This window comes from Janthinobacterium amylolyticum (assembly GCF_051380655.1).
Classification (GTDB): Bacteria; Pseudomonadota; Gammaproteobacteria; order Burkholderiales; family Burkholderiaceae_D; genus Janthinobacterium.
In genome coordinates this window covers 48,940-65,201 of the sequence record NZ_JBNYXL010000009.1, presented here as the reverse complement: position 1 = coordinate 65,201, position 16,262 = coordinate 48,940, and the positions used below count along the sequence as shown (strand labels likewise).

Sequence of the window (16,262 nt, the reverse complement as noted above, 5' to 3'; positions counted from 1 at the left end):
GGGCGCTCGTCAGATCGGGCGGTTGTGGTCGCGGTCCACGGCGCGGCGCTGCGGCGCCAGCAGGATCCACGTGACGATGGGCCACAGGGCGACGGCGACAAAACTCTCGATGAAATTGAGCCAGCCGGGGAAGCGGCCCGAGACGATCAGGCGCGTCAGCAATTGCAGCGCCTGCGTCAGCAGCAGCAGCGGCAGCACGTGCAGCGCCTGCGTCATGATGGGGAACCACAGCACGCGGCGGTGCATCATGATGGCGAAATACGAGAGCAAGGTGTAGGCCAGCGCATTTTCGCCCAGCAGGGTCGAATCGTGCACGTCCATCATCAGGCCCATGAAAAACGCCACGCCGATGCCGACCTTGCGCGGCTGGTGGATGCCCCAGAAGACCAGCACCAGCGCGACGAAATCGGGCACGCCGACGAACTGCCCCCAGGGCAGCAGGTTCAGCAGAAAAGCGCACAGCAGGGAAAAACCGATGAACAGGGGGCTGACCGGCAGCAGGATGTAATGCGGGCGGTTCATCGGGTCGCCTCCTTCGGCGGCACGGCGGCCGGTGCGGGCGTTGGCGTCGCAGGTTTTGCCGGCGCGGGCGCGGCCGCGTTGGCGGCAGGCGGCTTGGCGGCAGGCGTGGTGGCCGGCGCTGCCGCGGCAGCCGCTGCAGGTTCCTTGGCAGGGTCCTTGATCGGCGCCATCTTGCCGGCGATCTTGCGGCCCGTCTTGATATCTTCGGCGGGCGGGCGCGGTGGAATGTCGGGCGACGTCATCAGAATAAGGAGTTGGGTATTGCGTTCGATGCCGGCCAGCGGCTGACAGACGACACGGCCGAACGGGCCGTGCGCATTGCGTTCGACCAGGGTCACGCGCGCCACGGCCAGGCCGGCCGGGTACAGGCCGTCCAGGCCCGAGGTAATGACAATGTCGCCGATCTGGATATCGGCGCTGGGCGCCGTGAAGCGCAATTCCATGGTGCCGGACTTGCCGCGGCCAATGGCCACGCTGCGCACGCCATTGCGCAGCAGCTGCACGGGAATGGCCTGCTCTTCATCCGTCAGCAAGGTGACTTCGGACGTAAACGGGAACACGCGCGTGACCTGCCCCACCACGCCCAGGTTGTCAATCACGGGGCGCCCCAGTTCGACGCCATTCTGGATACCGCGGTCAAGCACGATCTTGCGCGTGGCCGAATCGCGCGTGTCGTACAGCACTTCGGCCATCATGGTCTTGACGGGCACGCGCTCGCGCGCTTCCATCAGCTTGCGCAAATGGTTGTTTTCGACGATGTTGAGCTGCGCCTGCTGCAGTATCTGCGCCGAGGCGATCTGTTCGTGCTTCAGGTCGCGCACCTGTTTTTCCAGGGCCGACAGCGAAGAAAAGTAATTGCCGACGCCGAGCGCCACATCGCGCGGCATCAGGGCCGCCATCTGCACCGGATACAGCACGGTGCCGACGGCCTGGCGCACGGCCGTCAGCGCGTGCATGCGCGAATCGACCAGCAGCAAGGCGATAGAAATGCCGGCGAACACCATCATCTTGACGCGGGCAGAGGCGCCTTGTTTGAAAAGTGGCGGAGGACTGTATTCCATGACATCCAATAATCAGGCGCAGTGCGCCAACGTGCAAACCCCGGGCAAACGCCGGAGTCAAAACCAAAAAAAGGCCGGAAATGGTTCCGGCCCTTCTGTCAGATTATTCGTAGGAGAAGATCGAGCCGAGCTTGTCCATACGTTCCAGTGCCATCCCGGAACCGCGCACCACGCAGGTGAGCGGGTCCTCGGCCACCAGCACCGGCAGACCGGTTTCCTCCATCAGCAGGCGATCGAGGTCGCGCAGCAGTGCGCCGCCGCCCGTCAGCATCATGCCTTTTTCGGCGATGTCGGCGCCCAGTTCCGGCGGCGTCTGTTCCAGCGCGTTTTTCACGGCCGAGACGATGTTGTTCAGCGGGTCGGTCAGCGCTTCGAGGATCTCGTTGCTGGAAATGGTGAACGAGCGCGGGATGCCTTCGGACAGGTTACGGCCCTTGACTTCCATTTCCTTCACTTCCGAACCAGGGAAGGCCGAACCGATGGCCTTCTTGATGGCTTCGGCCGTCTGTTCGCCGATCAGCATGCCGTAGTTGCGGCGGATGTAGTTGACGATAGCTTCATCGAACTTGTCGCCGCCGACGCGCACGGAACCCTTGTAGACCATGCCGCCCAGCGAAATGATGCCCACTTCCGTCGTGCCGCCGCCGATGTCGACCACCATCGAGCCGGTCGCTTCGGACACGGGCAGGCCCGCTCCGATGGCCGCTGCCATCGGTTCTTCGATCAGGTACACCTGCGAGGCGCCGGCGCCGAGTGCCGATTCGCGGATCGCGCGGCGTTCCACCTGGGTCGAGCCGCACGGCACGCAAATGATGATGCGCGGCGATGGACGGAAGAATTTCGAGTCGTGCACCATGCGGATGAATTGCTTGAGCATCTGCTCGGTGACGGTGAAGTCGGCGATCACGCCATCTTTCATCGGACGAATCGCTTCGATATTGCCCGGCACCTTGCCCAGCATCTGCTTGGCTTCCTTGCCGACTGCCTGAATGGTCTTCTTGCCATTCGGACCGCCTTCCTGGCGGATGGCGACGACGGACGGCTCGTCCAGGACGATACCGAGGCCGCGTACATAAATAAGAGTGTTAGCCGTGCCCAAGTCAATGGCCAGATCGGTGGAGATGTACCTGCGTAAAAAACCAAACATGAGTGTCCTGTAGCGCATCGAGCTGCGCAAAAGCTGTTTATGGGGAGTTTCAAAGCGGGCGCTTTCAGGCACCCTGAAAATCCAAAAGGCGATTTTTCCGGGTTTCGCTTAGCGCTTGCGCAATCTTTTCTATGCTGCGGCAGCAGTCCATCAGCGCCGGCAACGCATTAACCCGCCATTCTACCTTATAATTTGAATGCGATTTGCTCAAAAACCATGGAAAAGTGCGACTCTTGCAGCCGCGAGTTACGCGGCATTCTTCGATTTTTGTGAGCAAAATAGCAGTAAATACCCGCGTTTTATCAAAACGCCAACTTAATACTAATGCGCGGCACTCCGCGCCATTCGCCATGTCCCTGACTCTATCCGACGTAAAACGCATCGCCCACCTGGCGCAACTTGAAATGGCCGACGAGCAGGCTGTCAATTCGCTGGAGCAATTGAACAAGATTTTCGCATTGGCCGAGCAAATGCAAGCCGTCAATACCGATGGCGTGGCCCCCCTGAGCCATCCGCTGGCCGCCCACATGGACAATATCGCCCTGCGCCTGCGCGAAGACGTCGCCACCGAGACGAATCGCCGCGACGACTACCAGGCTGTGGCGCCGAAGGTACAGGATGGCCTGTATCTGGTCCCGAAGGTCATCGAGTAACTGGCACCTGGCATAAGCTGCTGCGCGTCGCGATTTGCGGCCTCCGATGCTCACTGTGCAAAAGCACAGCACCGCTTCCCGGCCACAACCCACTTCCGCTCGCTACGCTTCTGTCAGGCGCTAGAACGGCGCAGTGCACGAATATCAACCTTGCCGAATAGAAAAAATAGAAACGCCATGCATACAAAATCCATCAAACAGCTGTCCACGCTTTTGCAGAACAAGGAAATTTCCGCCGTTGCACTGGCGACGCATTTCCTCGACCGCATCGAAGCGGACACCTCGAACGCCTTCTTGCACGTCGACCGTGCCCTGACCCTGGCGCAAGCGGCCGAAGCGGATGCCCGCATCGCCAACGGCACGGCCACGCCATTGACGGGCGTGCCGATCGCGCACAAGGATTTGTTCGTCACCAAGGGCTGGCGCACGACGGCCGGCTCGAACATGCTGGCCAACTACGCCAGCCCGTTTGACGCCACCGTGGTGGAAAAATTCCAGGCCGCCGGCATGGTCACCCTGGGCAAGGTCAACTGCGACGAGTTCGCCATGGGTTCCGGCAACGAGAACTCGGCCTTCGGCGCCGTGCAGAACCCGTGGGACAAGACGGCCGTGCCGGGCGGTTCCTCGGGCGGCTCGGCTGCCGCCGTGGCGGCCGGCCTGGCGCCAGCGGCCACCGGCACCGACACGGGCGGCTCGATCCGCCAGCCTGCCGCTTTTTGCGGCATCACCGGCATCAAGCCGACCTATGGCCGCGTCTCGCGCTTCGGCATGATCGCCTTTGCCTCGTCTCTGGATCAGGGCGGCCCGATGGCCCGCTCGGCCGAAGACTGCGCCCTGCTCCTGAGTGCCATGGCCGGCTTCGACGAGCGCGACTCGACCAGCCTGTCGCCGGAACAGGGCGGCGTGGCGGAAGATTTTTCGCGCAGTCTTGATGAACCCCTCACGGGATTGCGCATCGGCGTGCCGCGCGAGTATTTCGGCGAAGGCCTGGCCAAGGACGTGGAAGCGGCCGTGCGCGGCGCGCTGGCGCAGTATGAAAAGCTGGGCGCCACCCTGGTCGACATCTCGCTGCCGAACACCGCCCTGTCGATTCCCGCCTACTACATGATCGCCCCGGCAGAAGCATCGTCGAACCTGTCGCGCTACGACGGCGTGCGCTACGGCCACCGCGCTAGCGAGTACAAGGACTTGCAGGATATGTACAAGAAGTCGCGCGCCGAAGGCTTCGGTCCCGAAGTGCAGCGCCGCATCATGGTCGGCACCTACGTGCTGTGCCACGGCTACTACGACGCCTACTACCTGAAGGCGCAAAAGATCCGCCGCCTGATCGCGCAGGATTTTGACGCTGTGCTGAATGGCCCGAACGCCGTCTGCGACGTCATCATGGGACCGGTTGCGCCAACAGTCGCCTGGGACCTGGGCGACAAGACGGATGACCCGGTAGCGAACTACCTGGCCGACATCTACACCCTGTCGACCAGCCTGGCCGGCCTGCCCGGCATGTCGATCCCGTGCGGCTTTGGCGAAGGTGAAAAGAACGGCAAGCGCCCCGTCGGCCTGCAAATCATCGGCAATTATTTTGGCGAAGCCAGGCTGCTGAACGTGGCCCACCAGTACCAGCTGGTGACGGACTGGCATACGCGCGCTCCAGGCAACGCAACTGCCGGCATCTAAGAACACACGCGCCGCCCAGGCGGCGCCAACAAAAATAAGCGAGAACACTATGCAATGGGAAGTCGTCATCGGTCTTGAGAACCACGTGCAGCTCACGACCGAATCCAAAATTTTCAGCGGTTCGCCGATCAAGTACGGCGCCGAAGCCAACACGCAGGCGAGCCCCGTCGACCTGGCCCTGCCAGGCGTGCTGCCCGTGATGAACAAGCAGGCCGTCGACCGCGCGATCCGTTTTGGTTTGGCCGTGGGCGCCACCGTGGCGCCGCACTCGGTCTTCGCGCGCAAGAACTATTTTTATCCGGATTCGCCGAAAGGCTACCAGATCAGCCAGTTCGAGGACCCCGTCGTCATCGGCGGCGCCCTGACCTTCGGCTACGAAAAGGATGGCGAGTTCGTCACCAAGACGGTCAACCTGACGCGCGCCCACCTGGAAGAAGACGCCGGCAAATCCCTGCACGAAGACTACGCGGGCATGAGCGGCATCGACTTGAACCGCGCCGGCACGCCGCTGCTGGAAATCGTCTCGGAACCGGAAATCCGCAGCGCCGCCGAAGCCGTGGCTTACGCCAAGGCGCTGCACTCGCTGGTCATGTGGCTGGGCGTTTGCGACGGCAACATGCAGGAAGGCTCGTTCCGCTGCGACGTCAACGTGTCCGTGCGCCCCGTCGGCCAGAAGGAATTCGGCACCCGCTGCGAGATCAAGAACCTGAACTCCTTCCGCTTCATCGAAGAAGCCGTGCACGTCGAAGTGCGCCGCCAGATCGAGCTGATCGAAGACGGCGGCAAGGTCGTGCAGGCGACGCGTTTGTACGATCCGGACCGCAAGGAAACACGCGAAATGCGCAGCAAGGAAGACGCGCAGGATTACCGCTACTTCCCGGACCCTGACCTGCCGCCGCTGGTCATCTCGCAAGCGTGGATCGACACGGTCAAGGCCTCGATGCCGGAACTGCCTGCCGCCATGCGCGCCCGTTTCATCAGCGAATACGCGTTGCCGGACTACGATGCGCTGGTGCTGACGCAATCGAAAGCCATGGCCACCTACTTCGTTGCCGTGGTCGACAAGGCCGGCAAGGAAAACGCCAAGGTCGCCGCCAACTGGCTGATGGGCGACGTGGCGTCGACCCTGAACCGCGAAGGCGTGGACCTGGACGACGCTCCCGTCTCCGCCGCGCAGCTGGCCGCCATGCTCAAGCGCATCGCCGACGGCACCATCTCGAACAAGGCGGCAAAGGAAGTCTTCGCCGGCATGTGGGAAGCAAAATCGAACGACGAGAACCTGGTCGATACCATCATCGACGCCAAGGGCCTGAAGCAGATCTCGGACTCGGGCGCGCTGGAAGCCATCGTCGATGAAGTGCTGGCGGCCAACGCCAAGTCGGTGGAGCAGTACCGCGCCGGCAAGGAAGCGGCCATCAACGCGCTGATCGGCCAGGCCATGAAAGCGTCCAAGGGCAAGGCCAACCCGGCCCAGCTGACGGAACTGCTGAAGGCCAAGCTGGCGGGCTAATTTTTCACCGCCCCCAAAAAAAAGACGCTGCGGCGTCTTTTTTTTCGCCTGCCGGCTTTACTCATAAACAAGCTTGTCTAGGTTTTACAGCATGGCTGACAGGCATTTATACAACATTGAAAATTAAAGTATACATTTTTGTCTACAAGGTTTACGCTAGCCATATTGAACTTCAGGCAAGAGGAAAACCGCATGGCCAAGACATCCGACATCCCGAAACCGACGGCGGCCGAACTCGATCTGCTGCAGACGCTGTGGCCGCTGGGCGCCGCCACGGCCAAGCAGGTGCACGAGGCGATGGCGCTGGCCAAGCCGGCCATCACCTACGGCACCGTGCTGCGCCTGATGCAGATCATGCATACCAAGGGCTTGCTGATCCGCGACGAAAGCCAGCGCTCGCACGTGTATGCGCCAGCGCAGGCGCAGGACAGCCTGCAGACCAATCTGCTCAAGGAACTGATGCAGAAAGCCTTCGCCGGTTCCGCCAAGGCGCTGGTGCTGGCGGCGCTGCGCACGGGCGTGTCGCGCGCCGAACGCGAAGAAATTGAAAAGATGCTCAAGGACGATCAGTCATGAACGGCTTCGTGCAGGCCCTTGGCTGGACCCTGCTGCACTTCCTGTGGCAGGGCATCCTGATCGGCTGCGCCACGGCGCTGGCCTGGGCCGCCCTGCGCAATGCCCGTCCGGAGGCGCGTTATGCGCTCGGCTGCGGCGCCCTGCTGGCCTGCCTGTGCTGGCCCCTGGTGGGACTGTCTCTGCGCCTGGCCAGCGGCGACGCGGCCAGCCCCGCATTTGCCGGCCCCCGGCTCTCCACAACGCTGCTGCCCCCCGACGGCTTGCCCGGCCTGCACACGGCGCTGAGCGTCATCGTCAGCGTCTGGGCGCTGTGTGCCGCCGTACTGGCCTTGCGCATGGCGCTGGGCATGCTGTGGATAGCACGCAGCGCCAGCCAGTCCGGCGCCACGCATACGGCATGGCAAACACGCCTGGCGCAGATGACGCAAGCGGCGGGCGTGACGCGGGCCGTGCGGCTGCGCGTGCTCGATGGTATCGCCAGCCCTGTCACGGCCGGCATCTGGCGCCCCGTGGTGCTGGTACCCGCCGCGCTGATCACGGGCATGCCGCCCGACTTGCTCGCTGCGCTGCTGGCACACGAGCTGGCGCACATCCGCCGCCACGATTACTTGGTCAACCTGCTGCAAAACGCCATCGAGGCGCTGCTGTTCTTCCACCCTGCCGTCTGGTGGATTTCACGCGGCGTGCGCCTGGAACGCGAACATATTGCAGATGATTTCGCAGCAAGACAACTGGGCGAACCGCGGCGTCTGGCTCTTGCACTCTCGGAACTGGAACGTCTCCAGTTCTCAACCCACCACCTGGCCCAGGCGGCCAACGGAGGAGATCTTATGTCACGTATCAAACGATTGCTGCGCCCCGCACCACCGACCCTGAACTGGAAGGCGGCCGTGCCGCTGCTGGCACTGGCGGGCGCTTGCCTCGGCATCTATGGCCAGGCTGTCGCTTCTGCCAGCGCACCGGTACTGGAGCGCCGCCCCATCATCGACTTTAGCGTCTGCGGCAAACCCGTCTACCCGGCCGCATCGCTGCAGGCGAAGGAAGTGGGCACGGTCAACATGTCCTTTGATGTCGATGCCACCGGCAAGGTGCAAGGATCGAGCGTGGTCAAAAGCAGCGGCCATCCGGCCCTCGACGAGGCGGCGCGCACCGGCATTGCCAAGTGCACGTTCAAGCCGGCCCTGGCTGGCGGCAAGCCGGTCAGCGCCAGCGTCAAGGTGCAATACGTCTGGCGCCTGAACTAATGTCTGTGCGGCGGCAGCGCGGCAGCGCTGCCGCCGCCCACTTGCGGGTATGATCATGGATTCTTCCACGCACCCGTGAACACGCCATGAACAAGATCAAAACCGGCCTGGTCGGCTACGGCTTTGCCGGCTCCACCTTCCACGCTCCCGTCCTGTCGGCCATCGACGCCCTGGAACTGACGGCCGTCGCCTCCAGCAAGCCGGAACTCGTGCACAAGGATTGGCCGCAGGCCACCGTGTATGCGCAACCGGCGCAGCTGTTTGCCGATCCATCGATCGAACTGGTGGTCATCGCCGCGCCCAATGAAGCCCATTACAGCCTGGCGCTGGCTGCCCTGCAGGCGGGAAAACACGTGGTGGTGGACAAGCCCTTCACCATTTCCAGCCTGGAGGCGCAGAGCCTGATCGCGCTGGCGCAAGAACGCAAGCTGGTGCTCAGCGTGTACCACAACCGCCGCTGGGATGGCGATTTCCTGACCCTCAAAACGCTGCTGGCGCAGGGCACCTTGGGCCGCATCGCCAGCGTCGAATCGCATTTTGACCGCTTCCGCCCCGAGATCCGCCAGCGCTGGCGCGAGTCCGCCGCACCGGGCGGCGGCTTGCTGTACGACCTGGGACCGCACATGCTGGACCAGGCCACGCAGCTGTTCGGCATGCCGGAAAAACTGTACGCCGACATCGCCCTGCAGCGCGATGGCGCGCAAGCTGTCGACTACATGCACATCGTTTTGTACTATGACCGGCTGCGCGTGGTGCTGCAGGCCGGCTGCCTGGTGAAGGCGCCGACGGCGCGCTTCGCCGTGCATGGCGACAAGGGCAGTTTCGTGAAATTCGGTCTCGATCCGCAGGAAGATGCATTGAAGGCGGGCGGCAGGCCGGGCCAGGCCGGCTGGGGCGTCGATCCCGTGCGCGGTGCGCTGCACCTGGGTACGCAGCCGGATGGCCAGTTCTCGCACCTGGACATGCAGGCCGGCCGCTACCAGGATTTTTACCAGGGCATGGCCGATGCCATCCGTCATGGCGCAGCGGCGCCCGTGGCAGCCGAAGATGCGGCGGCGACGATACGCCTGATCGAACTGGCCCTGCAAAGCGCCGCCGAGGGCCGCGTGCTCGCGGTGCGCTGACGGTATGACAGCTGGCCGGACTCAGTTGATGACGAAGGCCAGCACCACGGCGCCCAGCGCCAGCATGGCCAGGCCGCAAATGAACACCAGCTCGCCCCACCATTCGTAGCGCAGGCACGACTGGCCGGGGCGCAGCGACAAAAAGGACAGCACGGCGCTGACAAGAAACACGATGGCGTCGACGGCCAGCAGCTTGTCGATCACCACCCGCACGTCGCCACGCGGCGCCAGGTGGCCGATCGACAGCACGGTCATGCATACGCCGATCATCGTCGCCGAAGTGGGCAGGATATGTGCCGACAAGCCGCGCGCCGGCAGGCCCCGTTCGGGCACCTTGCCGTCGCCTGGCATCAGGATTGGCCCTGGTTCGTTCCCGCCGGCCAGACCAGCTCCACGCGCGCGGAACTGCCCGCCTTGATTTGCACCTTGCGTTCCAGGGTCTTGCCCACCAGGGTAGCGCGCAGGCTGTAGCTACCCGGCGGCAATTTCGCCAGCAGGAAGGGGCCGCTGGCTGTCGTTTCCAGCACCGGTACGCCCTTGGCATCGCGGATCTCCAGCTTCACGTCGGAGGCAAATTCCGCCTTGCCCGCCGCCTGCACGGAAAACACCAGGCTCAATGGCCAATGCCGGCTGGCGCCCTTGATGGCCGTCGATTCCTCGAGGCCGATGCCGCCGCTCAGGTATTCCACCGCCCCGCTCTTCTGCACGGGCGGCAGGGCGCTGTCGGTCTGCGCGTGGGCGCTGCTCGCCAGCAGGAATCCCGCCGTGAACATCGCCGCCATCAAGCCCGGGATACCGCGTCTGTTTGGTGCCATCTCACTCTCCTTGCGTTGATTGAATCAAGATAGGAAGCGCAGCTTAAACAGGACTTAGACCCACATCAGCGCCGGCGCATGGCCTCGGCGATCTTCTGGTCCGTCTTGTACTGGCTCAGTGCATACACGGCCCAGATCGTGGCTGGCAGCCAGCCGATCACGGTAATTTGCAGGATCAGGCAAATGATGCCGGCGATCGGACGACCGATCGTGAAAAAGGTCAGCCAGGGGAGTATCAGGGCAATCAGCAAGCGCATCGTTCGTTCCTTCAGTATGCCCCAGTGCCGCGGGGTCCGGGCCGGCATGCGCCGGCGGTCAATTCAGTCAGGTCGATTATAGCGATACCCGGCACCTCAAGCTGCCGCTGGCGCCAGCAGTTTCTCCATCCAGGCCAGGATGGCGGCAAAAATCGTGTCGCGGTTCACTTCATTGAAATTCTCGTGGTAGTTGGCCGGATAAAAATGGTAGTCGAGCAGGCCGTCGGGCACGCTGCGCAGCATGCTTTCCGTGGCGCGGCTGTTGGCCAGCTTGTCGTCGCCCGCCACCACGGCGAACAGGGGGAAGCGCCAGCCGGACAAGCCGCCGGCCAGCTCCTTTTGCGCCGATGTCAGGGCGTGGGCAAAGCGCACCGACGCTTCGCTGGCGCGGATGCCATCGCGCTCGTCCTGGAAATGGCGCGCCGTGATGGTCTGGTCGTGCGTCAGCAGCATGGTCAGATTTCCCAGCGGGACCTTCATCGTGGGAAAGCGCCTGGCCAGCCAGCCCGACAGCATTTGCAGCACCTTCGGCACGGGGATCGCATTCACGTAATACGGCGACGACAGAATAAAACCCTTGATGGCCGGGTCGCCCGCGAAACGCCGCAGCCCCAGGTGCGTGGCGATCAGGCCGCCCATGGAGTGGCCCATGACGAAAATTGGCAGGCCCGGATACGCGGCCTTGACCCAGGCGAGGAACAGTTCCGCGTCGTCAAGGAAGGCCTCGAACGAGGGAATGTCGACCTTGCGCTTGCCATCGTGGCCCACCATGTCGAAGCTGACCGTGGCGATGCCGTGCTGGCGGAAGTACAGCGCCGGCGTGACGTAGTCGCCCGCATGCGCCATGCCGCCGTGGATCGCCAGAATCACCGCGCGTGGCTGCCGGGGTGCTGGCGGCTGCCAGATGTGGATGGGCCGCTCGACCTGGTCGCTGCACAGCAGGCTGGCCATCTTGTCTTCAGAAAAACGCATCGCTGCTCCTGTCATGCCCTGTCACGCCTTCAGATGTTCGATCAACTGGCGCGCGTACAGGGGTAGTTCACTGAACTGGCGTACGCAGATGGTGAGATTGCGTACCGACCAGGGATCGGATAATTCCATGCAGCGCAGCGCCATCGTCTGCTGGCAGCGGTTTGCCGCCGCCAGCGGCACCACGCTCACGCCCACGCCGCTGGCCACCATGCGGCAGACGGCATCGAAGCTGCGCAGGCGCACGCGCACCTTCAAGGGGCGGCCCAGGCGCGCCGCGTGCATGCCCAGGTACTGCTGCATCGCGCTGTCGTCGGCCAGGCCGATGAAATCGTGATCGAGCACGCTGGCAAAATCGACGACGCCATCCTGGCCCAGGGCGCGGTGATGCACGCCATCGGCCGCCGCGATCGCCACCAGCCGGTCGGGGCGGAACAAAAAAGTCTGCAAGCCGCGCATGTCGACCGAATCGGAAACGATGCCCATGTCGGCCAGTCCTTCCGAGACGGCCTTGACGATATCGTAACTGAGACGCTCTTCCAGGTCGATGGTCAGGTTCGGATGGCGGTCGAGAAAAGCACCGAGCGCCTCGGGCAAAAATTCGCTGAGCGCCGCCGTATTGCACAGCAAACGCAGCTGCCCCTTCAGGCCGCGCGCAAATTCGCCCAGCTCGCCGCGCATTTTCTCCATTTGTATGAGCACCAGGCGCGCGTGATGCAGCAGGGTCTGGCCCACCGGCGTCGGTTCCACGCCGCGCCGTCCGCGCAGCAGCAGCGGCATGCCCAGCATCTCTTCCATGCCGCGCACGCGCGCGCTGCTCGACGCCAGCGCCAGATGGCTGCGCGCGGCGCCCGCCGTCAGGCTGCCCGCTTCCACCACATTCACAAACAGCTGCAAGTCGACCAGATCAAAGCGCATGGCGCCCTCCTTTTCCGCATCTTTCCAGCCTTCGCTTTTTACATAGGCTGACTCAGGATAATCCATCTTGGCGAAATCGCGCGCGGCGCGCAAAATCCATGCAAATTTACTCTGACATAAAAAGATGGACACTTCATTTTTGCTGGCCGTCGGTGCCAGCTTCATCGTAGCTGGCTTCGTCAAGGGCGTAGTTGGACTGGGGCTGCCGACCGTGGCCATGGGCACGCTCAGCCTCGTCATGGCGCCCGTGCAGGCGGCGGCACTGCTGATCGTGCCATCGATGGTGACGAATCTCTGGCAACTGGCGGCCGGCCCCGGCCTGCGTGCCTTGCTGCGGCGCCTGTGGCCCATGCTGGCCGCCGTCATGGCCGGCACCCTGGCGGGCGGCGCCCTGCTGCCGAAGGATGGCGGCGCCTGGCCCGTCGTCGCCCTGGGCGTGGCGCTGATGCTGTATGCGCTGGCCGGCCTGTTTTCGCTGCAGCTGCGCGTGCCGGCACGCCACGAAGCGTGGCTGGGTCCCGTGATGGGCGCCGCGACAGGCCTGGTAACGGCCGCCACCGGCGTGTTCGTGATCCCCGCCGTACCGTATCTGCAGGGACTGGGCCTGGCGCGCGACGCGCTGATACAGGCGCTGGGCCTGGCGTTTACCGTCTCGACCGTGGCACTGGCGGCCAGCCTGGCCCTGCACGGCGACTTCAGCCTCGGCGCGGCCGGTGCGTCCGCGTATGCGCTGCTGCCGGCCCTGGCCGGCATGCTGGCCGGTCAATGGCTGCGCGGGCGCATCTCGCAGCAGGTGTTCAAACGGTGCTTTTTTGTCGGGCTGTTCGCCCTGGGCCTGCATTCGGCGTTGAAACCATGGCTGGCTTGATGCAGATTGATTGGCACGGCGATCACGCCTTGTGCGCATGGATCGATGGCCAGCAGGTGGCCATGCTCGACATCACCAGGCATGCGCATGGCGTGGGAGTAAATATGCTGTTCGTGAAACCGCCTTTCCGGCGGCGCGGCATCGGCGGGGCGCTGCTGCGGCGCTTGTTGCACGATCATCCGTCGGCCAGCGCCGCCTGCAGCGACCCGCGGCTGCGGGCACTGCTGGAAAATACGACGGTTTAAAGTGCTCAGGGCAAGGCGCAGCGCGGCAGACAGCACGCTAGTGCGGCAACGCGCTGCAACGCCGCCATGGCTACTTTAAATACCGTAGCGCGCGCGGTAGGCGGAAACGGCTTCCTTGTGCTGCAGCAGGTCCGGATCGGTGCCAGCGCCGTTCAGGTAGCCGAACAGATCGTCCAGGTTGCCGATCGAAATGACGGGAATGCCGTACTGTTTCGACACTTCCTGCACCGCCGAACTTGGCGACAGCTGGCCATCCGGGCCGGAACGCTCCATGCGGTCCAGGGCGATCAGCACGGCGCAAGGCTCGGCGCCGGCGGCGCGGATCATGTCCACCGATTCGCGCACCGAGGTGCCGGCCGAGATCACATCGTCAATGATGACGACTTTGCCATGCAGCTTGGCGCCGACGATGGTGCCGCCTTCGCCATGGTCCTTGGCTTCCTTGCGGTTGAAGGCGAACGAGGTATTGCGGCCCTTGCCAGCCAGCGCCACGGCGGTGGCCGACGCCAGGGTGATGCCCTTGTAGGCGGGACCGAACAGCATGTCGAACTCCACGCCCGAGTCGAGCAGGGTCTGCGCGTAGAACTGCGCCAGCTCGGCCAGGGTGGCGCCGTCATGGAACAGGCCCGCATTGAAGAAGTACGGCGATTGACGCCCGGCCTTGGTGGTGAACTCGCCGAACCGCAAGACTCCCTTGGATACTGAAAACGCGATAAACTGCTGGCGTAAATTATTCACATTAGCCTCATTTTTTAAAAGTGCCTGTATTTTAATCCGCGCGCACCGGCGAGACAATCGCCATGCCGCGCCCGCCGGCCCCGTCCAGCGCCCTTTTCACTTTCTATCTATGCCAAAAATTATCTCCGCCAATCTGAACGGCATCCGTTCCGCCGCCAAAAAAGGCTTTTTCAACTGGATGGGCACGCAAACGGCCGATTTCATCTGCGTGCAGGAATTGAAGGCGCAGCTGCCCGACATGACGCCGGAATTCCTCAATCCGCACGGCTACCACGGCCATTTCCACTACGCCGAGAAAAAAGGCTATTCGGGCACGGGCGTGTACAGCAAGGTGGAACCGGACGCCGTGCACATCGGCTTCGGCAGCCCGGAATTCGATGCCGAAGGCCGCTATGTGCGCTGTGATTTTGGCAAGCTGTCCGTCATTTCCGTGTACTGCCCGTCCGGTTCTTCCGGCCCGGAACGCCAGGAAGCCAAGTTCCGCTTCATGGAACTGTTCCTGCCGCACCTGCTGGAACTCAAGGCGCTGGGCCGTGAAGTGGTCATCTGCGGCGACTGGAATATCGCCCACCACGAAATCGACCTGAAGAACTGGAAAGGCAACAAGAAAAATTCCGGCTTCCTGCCCGAGGAACGGGCCTGGCTGACGCGCGTCTTTGACGAAGTGGGCTTTGTCGACGTGCACCGCGGCCTGGACAAGCGCGAAGACCAGTACACGTGGTGGAGCAACCGCGGACAAGCCTACGCGAAGAACGTCGGCTGGCGCATCGACTACCACGTCGCCACGCCCGGCATCGCCGCCCAGGCGCATACGGTCAGCGTTTACAAGGACGAGCGTTTTTCCGACCATGCACCGTTGATCATCGATTACACGATCAAGGGCTGATCTTTGACACGTCGCGGGTGGTGTCGGCTTACGCGCTTCGCGCTATAAGCCGACCTACGCCTGCTCTACCGTAGGTCGGATCAGGTGGGGCCGCCGAGGCCGCAGGGCCGTAATCCGACAACATTGTTGGCCGCGCCAGTGGTGGCGTCGGATTACCCGAGCGTGCGCCGGCTTTCGAAATGCCGCGCCTCGCCCGTCAAAGGGTCGATGAAATCGATGGCCCGCGCCAGCAGCTGCAAGGGCTGCGACATGTCGTCGTCCTTGCACGGCCGCGCCACGGGATAAAACGCATCGTTGACGATGGGGATGCCCAGCGACGCCAGGTGCACGCGCAGCTGGTGCTTGCGGCCCGTGTGCGGATGCAAGCGGTACAAATTCACGTCGCCGCGCCGCTCGATCACGTCGATGACGGTTTCCGAATTGGCGTCGCCCTCTTCCTCGCGCATGAGGAAAAACTTGTCGCCGTCCACCATGCGGCTGCGATATGTAAACGGGAAATCACGGCCCGCCAGCGCGGGTGCCAGCGCCTCGTACGTCTTGTGCACTTCACGGCGCTGGAACAGTGACTGGTAGGCGCCCCGGCTGGCCACCTGGCGCGAAAAAATCACCACGCCGGCCGTTTCGCGGTCGAGGCGGTGGATCGGCGTCAGGTCAGTGCTGTCGAATTTTTTCTTCAGGCGCGTCAGCAGGGTCTCCTGCACGAAGCGCCCGCCCGGCGTCATCGGTAAAAAATGCGGCTTGTCGACCACCAGCAGGTGCTCGTCCTGGAACAGGATGGCTTCCTGGAAGGGAATCGGCGTTTCCCGCTCCAGCTCGCGGTAATAAAAAATGCGCATGCCGCGCCGGTACGCGCTGTCCGGGCCCAGCACGGTGCCGTCGCCACTGACCACTTCACCGCGCGCCATGCGGTCCTGCCATTGCGCGGCGCTGATCTGCGGATAGCGTTCGACAAGGAAGGCCAGCATGCCGGACCATTGCCCTTCCGGCAGCCACAGGTAGCTGGGGGCGACGCCATCGCGCATGGGCAACGGTGCGGCGGTGTGGCGGCTGGACAT

At 63.5% G+C, this 16,262-nt stretch carries 20 protein-coding genes; 9 read left to right on the top strand and 11 right to left on the bottom strand.

Translation table 11 applies throughout. The features are described from left to right. Positions 1–9: 9 nt before the first annotated feature. From mreD to ACQ4WR_RS19520, 4 genes are all read right to left on the bottom strand, one after another. Positions 10–522 (bottom strand): rod shape-determining protein MreD, encoded by a 513-nt coding sequence (gene mreD / locus ACQ4WR_RS19535; RefSeq protein WP_034749354.1) that lies wholly within the window; start codon positions 520–522, stop codon positions 10–12. Next, positions 519–1,583 (bottom strand): rod shape-determining protein MreC, encoded by a 1,065-nt coding sequence (gene mreC, locus ACQ4WR_RS19530; protein ID WP_436489339.1) that lies wholly within the window; start codon positions 1,581–1,583, stop codon positions 519–521. Before mreC ends, mreD begins: the two co-directional genes overlap by 4 nt. 103 nt (positions 1,584–1,686) lie before the next feature. Next, positions 1,687–2,730: a rod shape-determining protein gene (locus ACQ4WR_RS19525; protein WP_010393186.1), complete on the bottom strand. Its 1,044-nt coding sequence runs from the start codon at positions 2,728–2,730 to the stop codon at positions 1,687–1,689. A gap of 64 nt (positions 2,731–2,794) precedes the next feature. Then, positions 2,795–3,082, bottom strand: a complete 288-nt coding sequence (locus ACQ4WR_RS19520; RefSeq protein ID WP_146012548.1) for a hypothetical protein — start codon at positions 3,080–3,082, stop codon at positions 2,795–2,797. On the opposite strand from ACQ4WR_RS19520, the gene gatC reads away from it, so the two are divergent. The 6 genes from gatC to ACQ4WR_RS19490 all read left to right on the top strand — a co-directional run bounded on the left by gatC (position 3,081) and on the right by ACQ4WR_RS19490 (position 9,511). Beyond that, positions 3,081–3,383, top strand: coding sequence for an Asp-tRNA(Asn)/Glu-tRNA(Gln) amidotransferase subunit GatC (gene gatC, locus ACQ4WR_RS19515; protein WP_102298999.1), 303 nt, complete (start codon positions 3,081–3,083; stop codon positions 3,381–3,383). The genes ACQ4WR_RS19520 and gatC overlap by 2 nt on opposite strands. A gap of 177 nt (positions 3,384–3,560) precedes the next feature. After that, positions 3,561–5,057, top strand: a complete 1,497-nt coding sequence (gene gatA / locus ACQ4WR_RS19510; RefSeq protein ID WP_436489337.1) for an Asp-tRNA(Asn)/Glu-tRNA(Gln) amidotransferase subunit GatA — start codon at positions 3,561–3,563, stop codon at positions 5,055–5,057. Between the two features lie 34 nt (positions 5,058–5,091). Beyond that, positions 5,092–6,567: an Asp-tRNA(Asn)/Glu-tRNA(Gln) amidotransferase subunit GatB gene (gene gatB, locus ACQ4WR_RS19505; protein WP_436489599.1), complete on the top strand. Its 1,476-nt coding sequence runs from the start codon at positions 5,092–5,094 to the stop codon at positions 6,565–6,567. 192 nt (positions 6,568–6,759) lie between these two features. Then, a complete protein-coding gene (locus tag ACQ4WR_RS19500; protein ID WP_436489335.1) occupies positions 6,760–7,143 on the top strand; it encodes a BlaI/MecI/CopY family transcriptional regulator in 384 nt (127 codons plus the stop codon). After that, positions 7,140–8,387 carry a M56 family metallopeptidase gene (locus ACQ4WR_RS19495; protein ID WP_436489333.1) on the top strand — a complete coding sequence of 416 codons (1,248 nt, stop codon included), beginning with the start codon at positions 7,140–7,142 and terminating at the stop codon, positions 8,385–8,387. The genes ACQ4WR_RS19500 and ACQ4WR_RS19495 overlap by 4 nt, the downstream gene beginning before the upstream one ends. A gap of 86 nt (positions 8,388–8,473) precedes the next feature. After that, positions 8,474–9,511, top strand: coding sequence for an oxidoreductase (locus ACQ4WR_RS19490; RefSeq protein WP_436489331.1), 1,038 nt, complete (start codon positions 8,474–8,476; stop codon positions 9,509–9,511). A gap of 21 nt (positions 9,512–9,532) precedes the next feature. Here ACQ4WR_RS19490 and ACQ4WR_RS19485 read toward each other — a convergent pair whose 3' ends face one another. From ACQ4WR_RS19485 to ACQ4WR_RS19465, 5 genes are all read right to left on the bottom strand, one after another. Then, positions 9,533–9,862, bottom strand: a complete 330-nt coding sequence (locus ACQ4WR_RS19485) for a hypothetical protein (protein WP_436489329.1) — start codon at positions 9,860–9,862, stop codon at positions 9,533–9,535. Next, on the bottom strand, positions 9,862–10,326 hold the full coding sequence (locus tag ACQ4WR_RS19480; RefSeq protein WP_436489327.1) for a carboxypeptidase-like regulatory domain-containing protein: 465 nt from the start codon (positions 10,324–10,326) through the stop codon (positions 9,862–9,864). The genes ACQ4WR_RS19485 and ACQ4WR_RS19480 overlap by 1 nt, the downstream gene beginning before the upstream one ends. A 65-nt stretch (positions 10,327–10,391) precedes the next feature. Beyond that, positions 10,392–10,583 carry a YqaE/Pmp3 family membrane protein gene (locus ACQ4WR_RS19475; RefSeq protein ID WP_010393172.1) on the bottom strand — a complete coding sequence of 64 codons (192 nt, stop codon included), beginning with the start codon at positions 10,581–10,583 and terminating at the stop codon, positions 10,392–10,394. Positions 10,584–10,679: 96 nt separating this feature from the next. Then, complete coding sequence (locus ACQ4WR_RS19470; RefSeq protein WP_436489325.1) at positions 10,680–11,555, bottom strand: alpha/beta fold hydrolase; 876 nt, start codon at positions 11,553–11,555, stop codon at positions 10,680–10,682. A gap of 21 nt (positions 11,556–11,576) precedes the next feature. Then, the gene (locus ACQ4WR_RS19465) at positions 11,577–12,470 is read right to left on the bottom strand and encodes a LysR family transcriptional regulator (protein WP_102296333.1); all 894 of its coding nucleotides are present in this window, start codon (positions 12,468–12,470) and stop codon (positions 11,577–11,579) included. 124 nt (positions 12,471–12,594) lie between these two features. On the opposite strand from ACQ4WR_RS19465, the gene ACQ4WR_RS19460 reads away from it, so the two are divergent. Both ACQ4WR_RS19460 and ACQ4WR_RS19455 read left to right on the top strand, forming a co-directional pair. Then, positions 12,595–13,338 carry a sulfite exporter TauE/SafE family protein gene (locus ACQ4WR_RS19460; RefSeq protein ID WP_436489323.1) on the top strand — a complete coding sequence of 248 codons (744 nt, stop codon included), beginning with the start codon at positions 12,595–12,597 and terminating at the stop codon, positions 13,336–13,338. After that, the gene (locus tag ACQ4WR_RS19455) at positions 13,338–13,583 is read left to right on the top strand and encodes a GNAT family N-acetyltransferase (RefSeq protein WP_180979478.1); all 246 of its coding nucleotides are present in this window, start codon (positions 13,338–13,340) and stop codon (positions 13,581–13,583) included. Before ACQ4WR_RS19460 ends, ACQ4WR_RS19455 begins: the two co-directional genes overlap by 1 nt. 75 nt (positions 13,584–13,658) lie before the next feature. Here ACQ4WR_RS19455 and pyrE read toward each other — a convergent pair whose 3' ends face one another. Continuing rightward, positions 13,659–14,321 (bottom strand): orotate phosphoribosyltransferase, encoded by a 663-nt coding sequence (gene pyrE, locus ACQ4WR_RS19450; protein ID WP_436489321.1) that lies wholly within the window; start codon positions 14,319–14,321, stop codon positions 13,659–13,661. A 109-nt stretch (positions 14,322–14,430) separates the two neighbouring features. Between pyrE and ACQ4WR_RS19445 the strand changes: the two genes are divergently transcribed. After that, on the top strand, positions 14,431–15,207 hold the full coding sequence (locus ACQ4WR_RS19445; protein ID WP_102296326.1) for an exodeoxyribonuclease III: 777 nt from the start codon (positions 14,431–14,433) through the stop codon (positions 15,205–15,207). A 152-nt stretch (positions 15,208–15,359) separates the two neighbouring features. Here the strand turns inward: ACQ4WR_RS19445 and ACQ4WR_RS19440 are convergent, their stop codons facing one another. After that, the gene (locus ACQ4WR_RS19440) at positions 15,360–16,262 is read right to left on the bottom strand and encodes an RluA family pseudouridine synthase (protein ID WP_102296324.1); all 903 of its coding nucleotides are present in this window, start codon (positions 16,260–16,262) and stop codon (positions 15,360–15,362) included.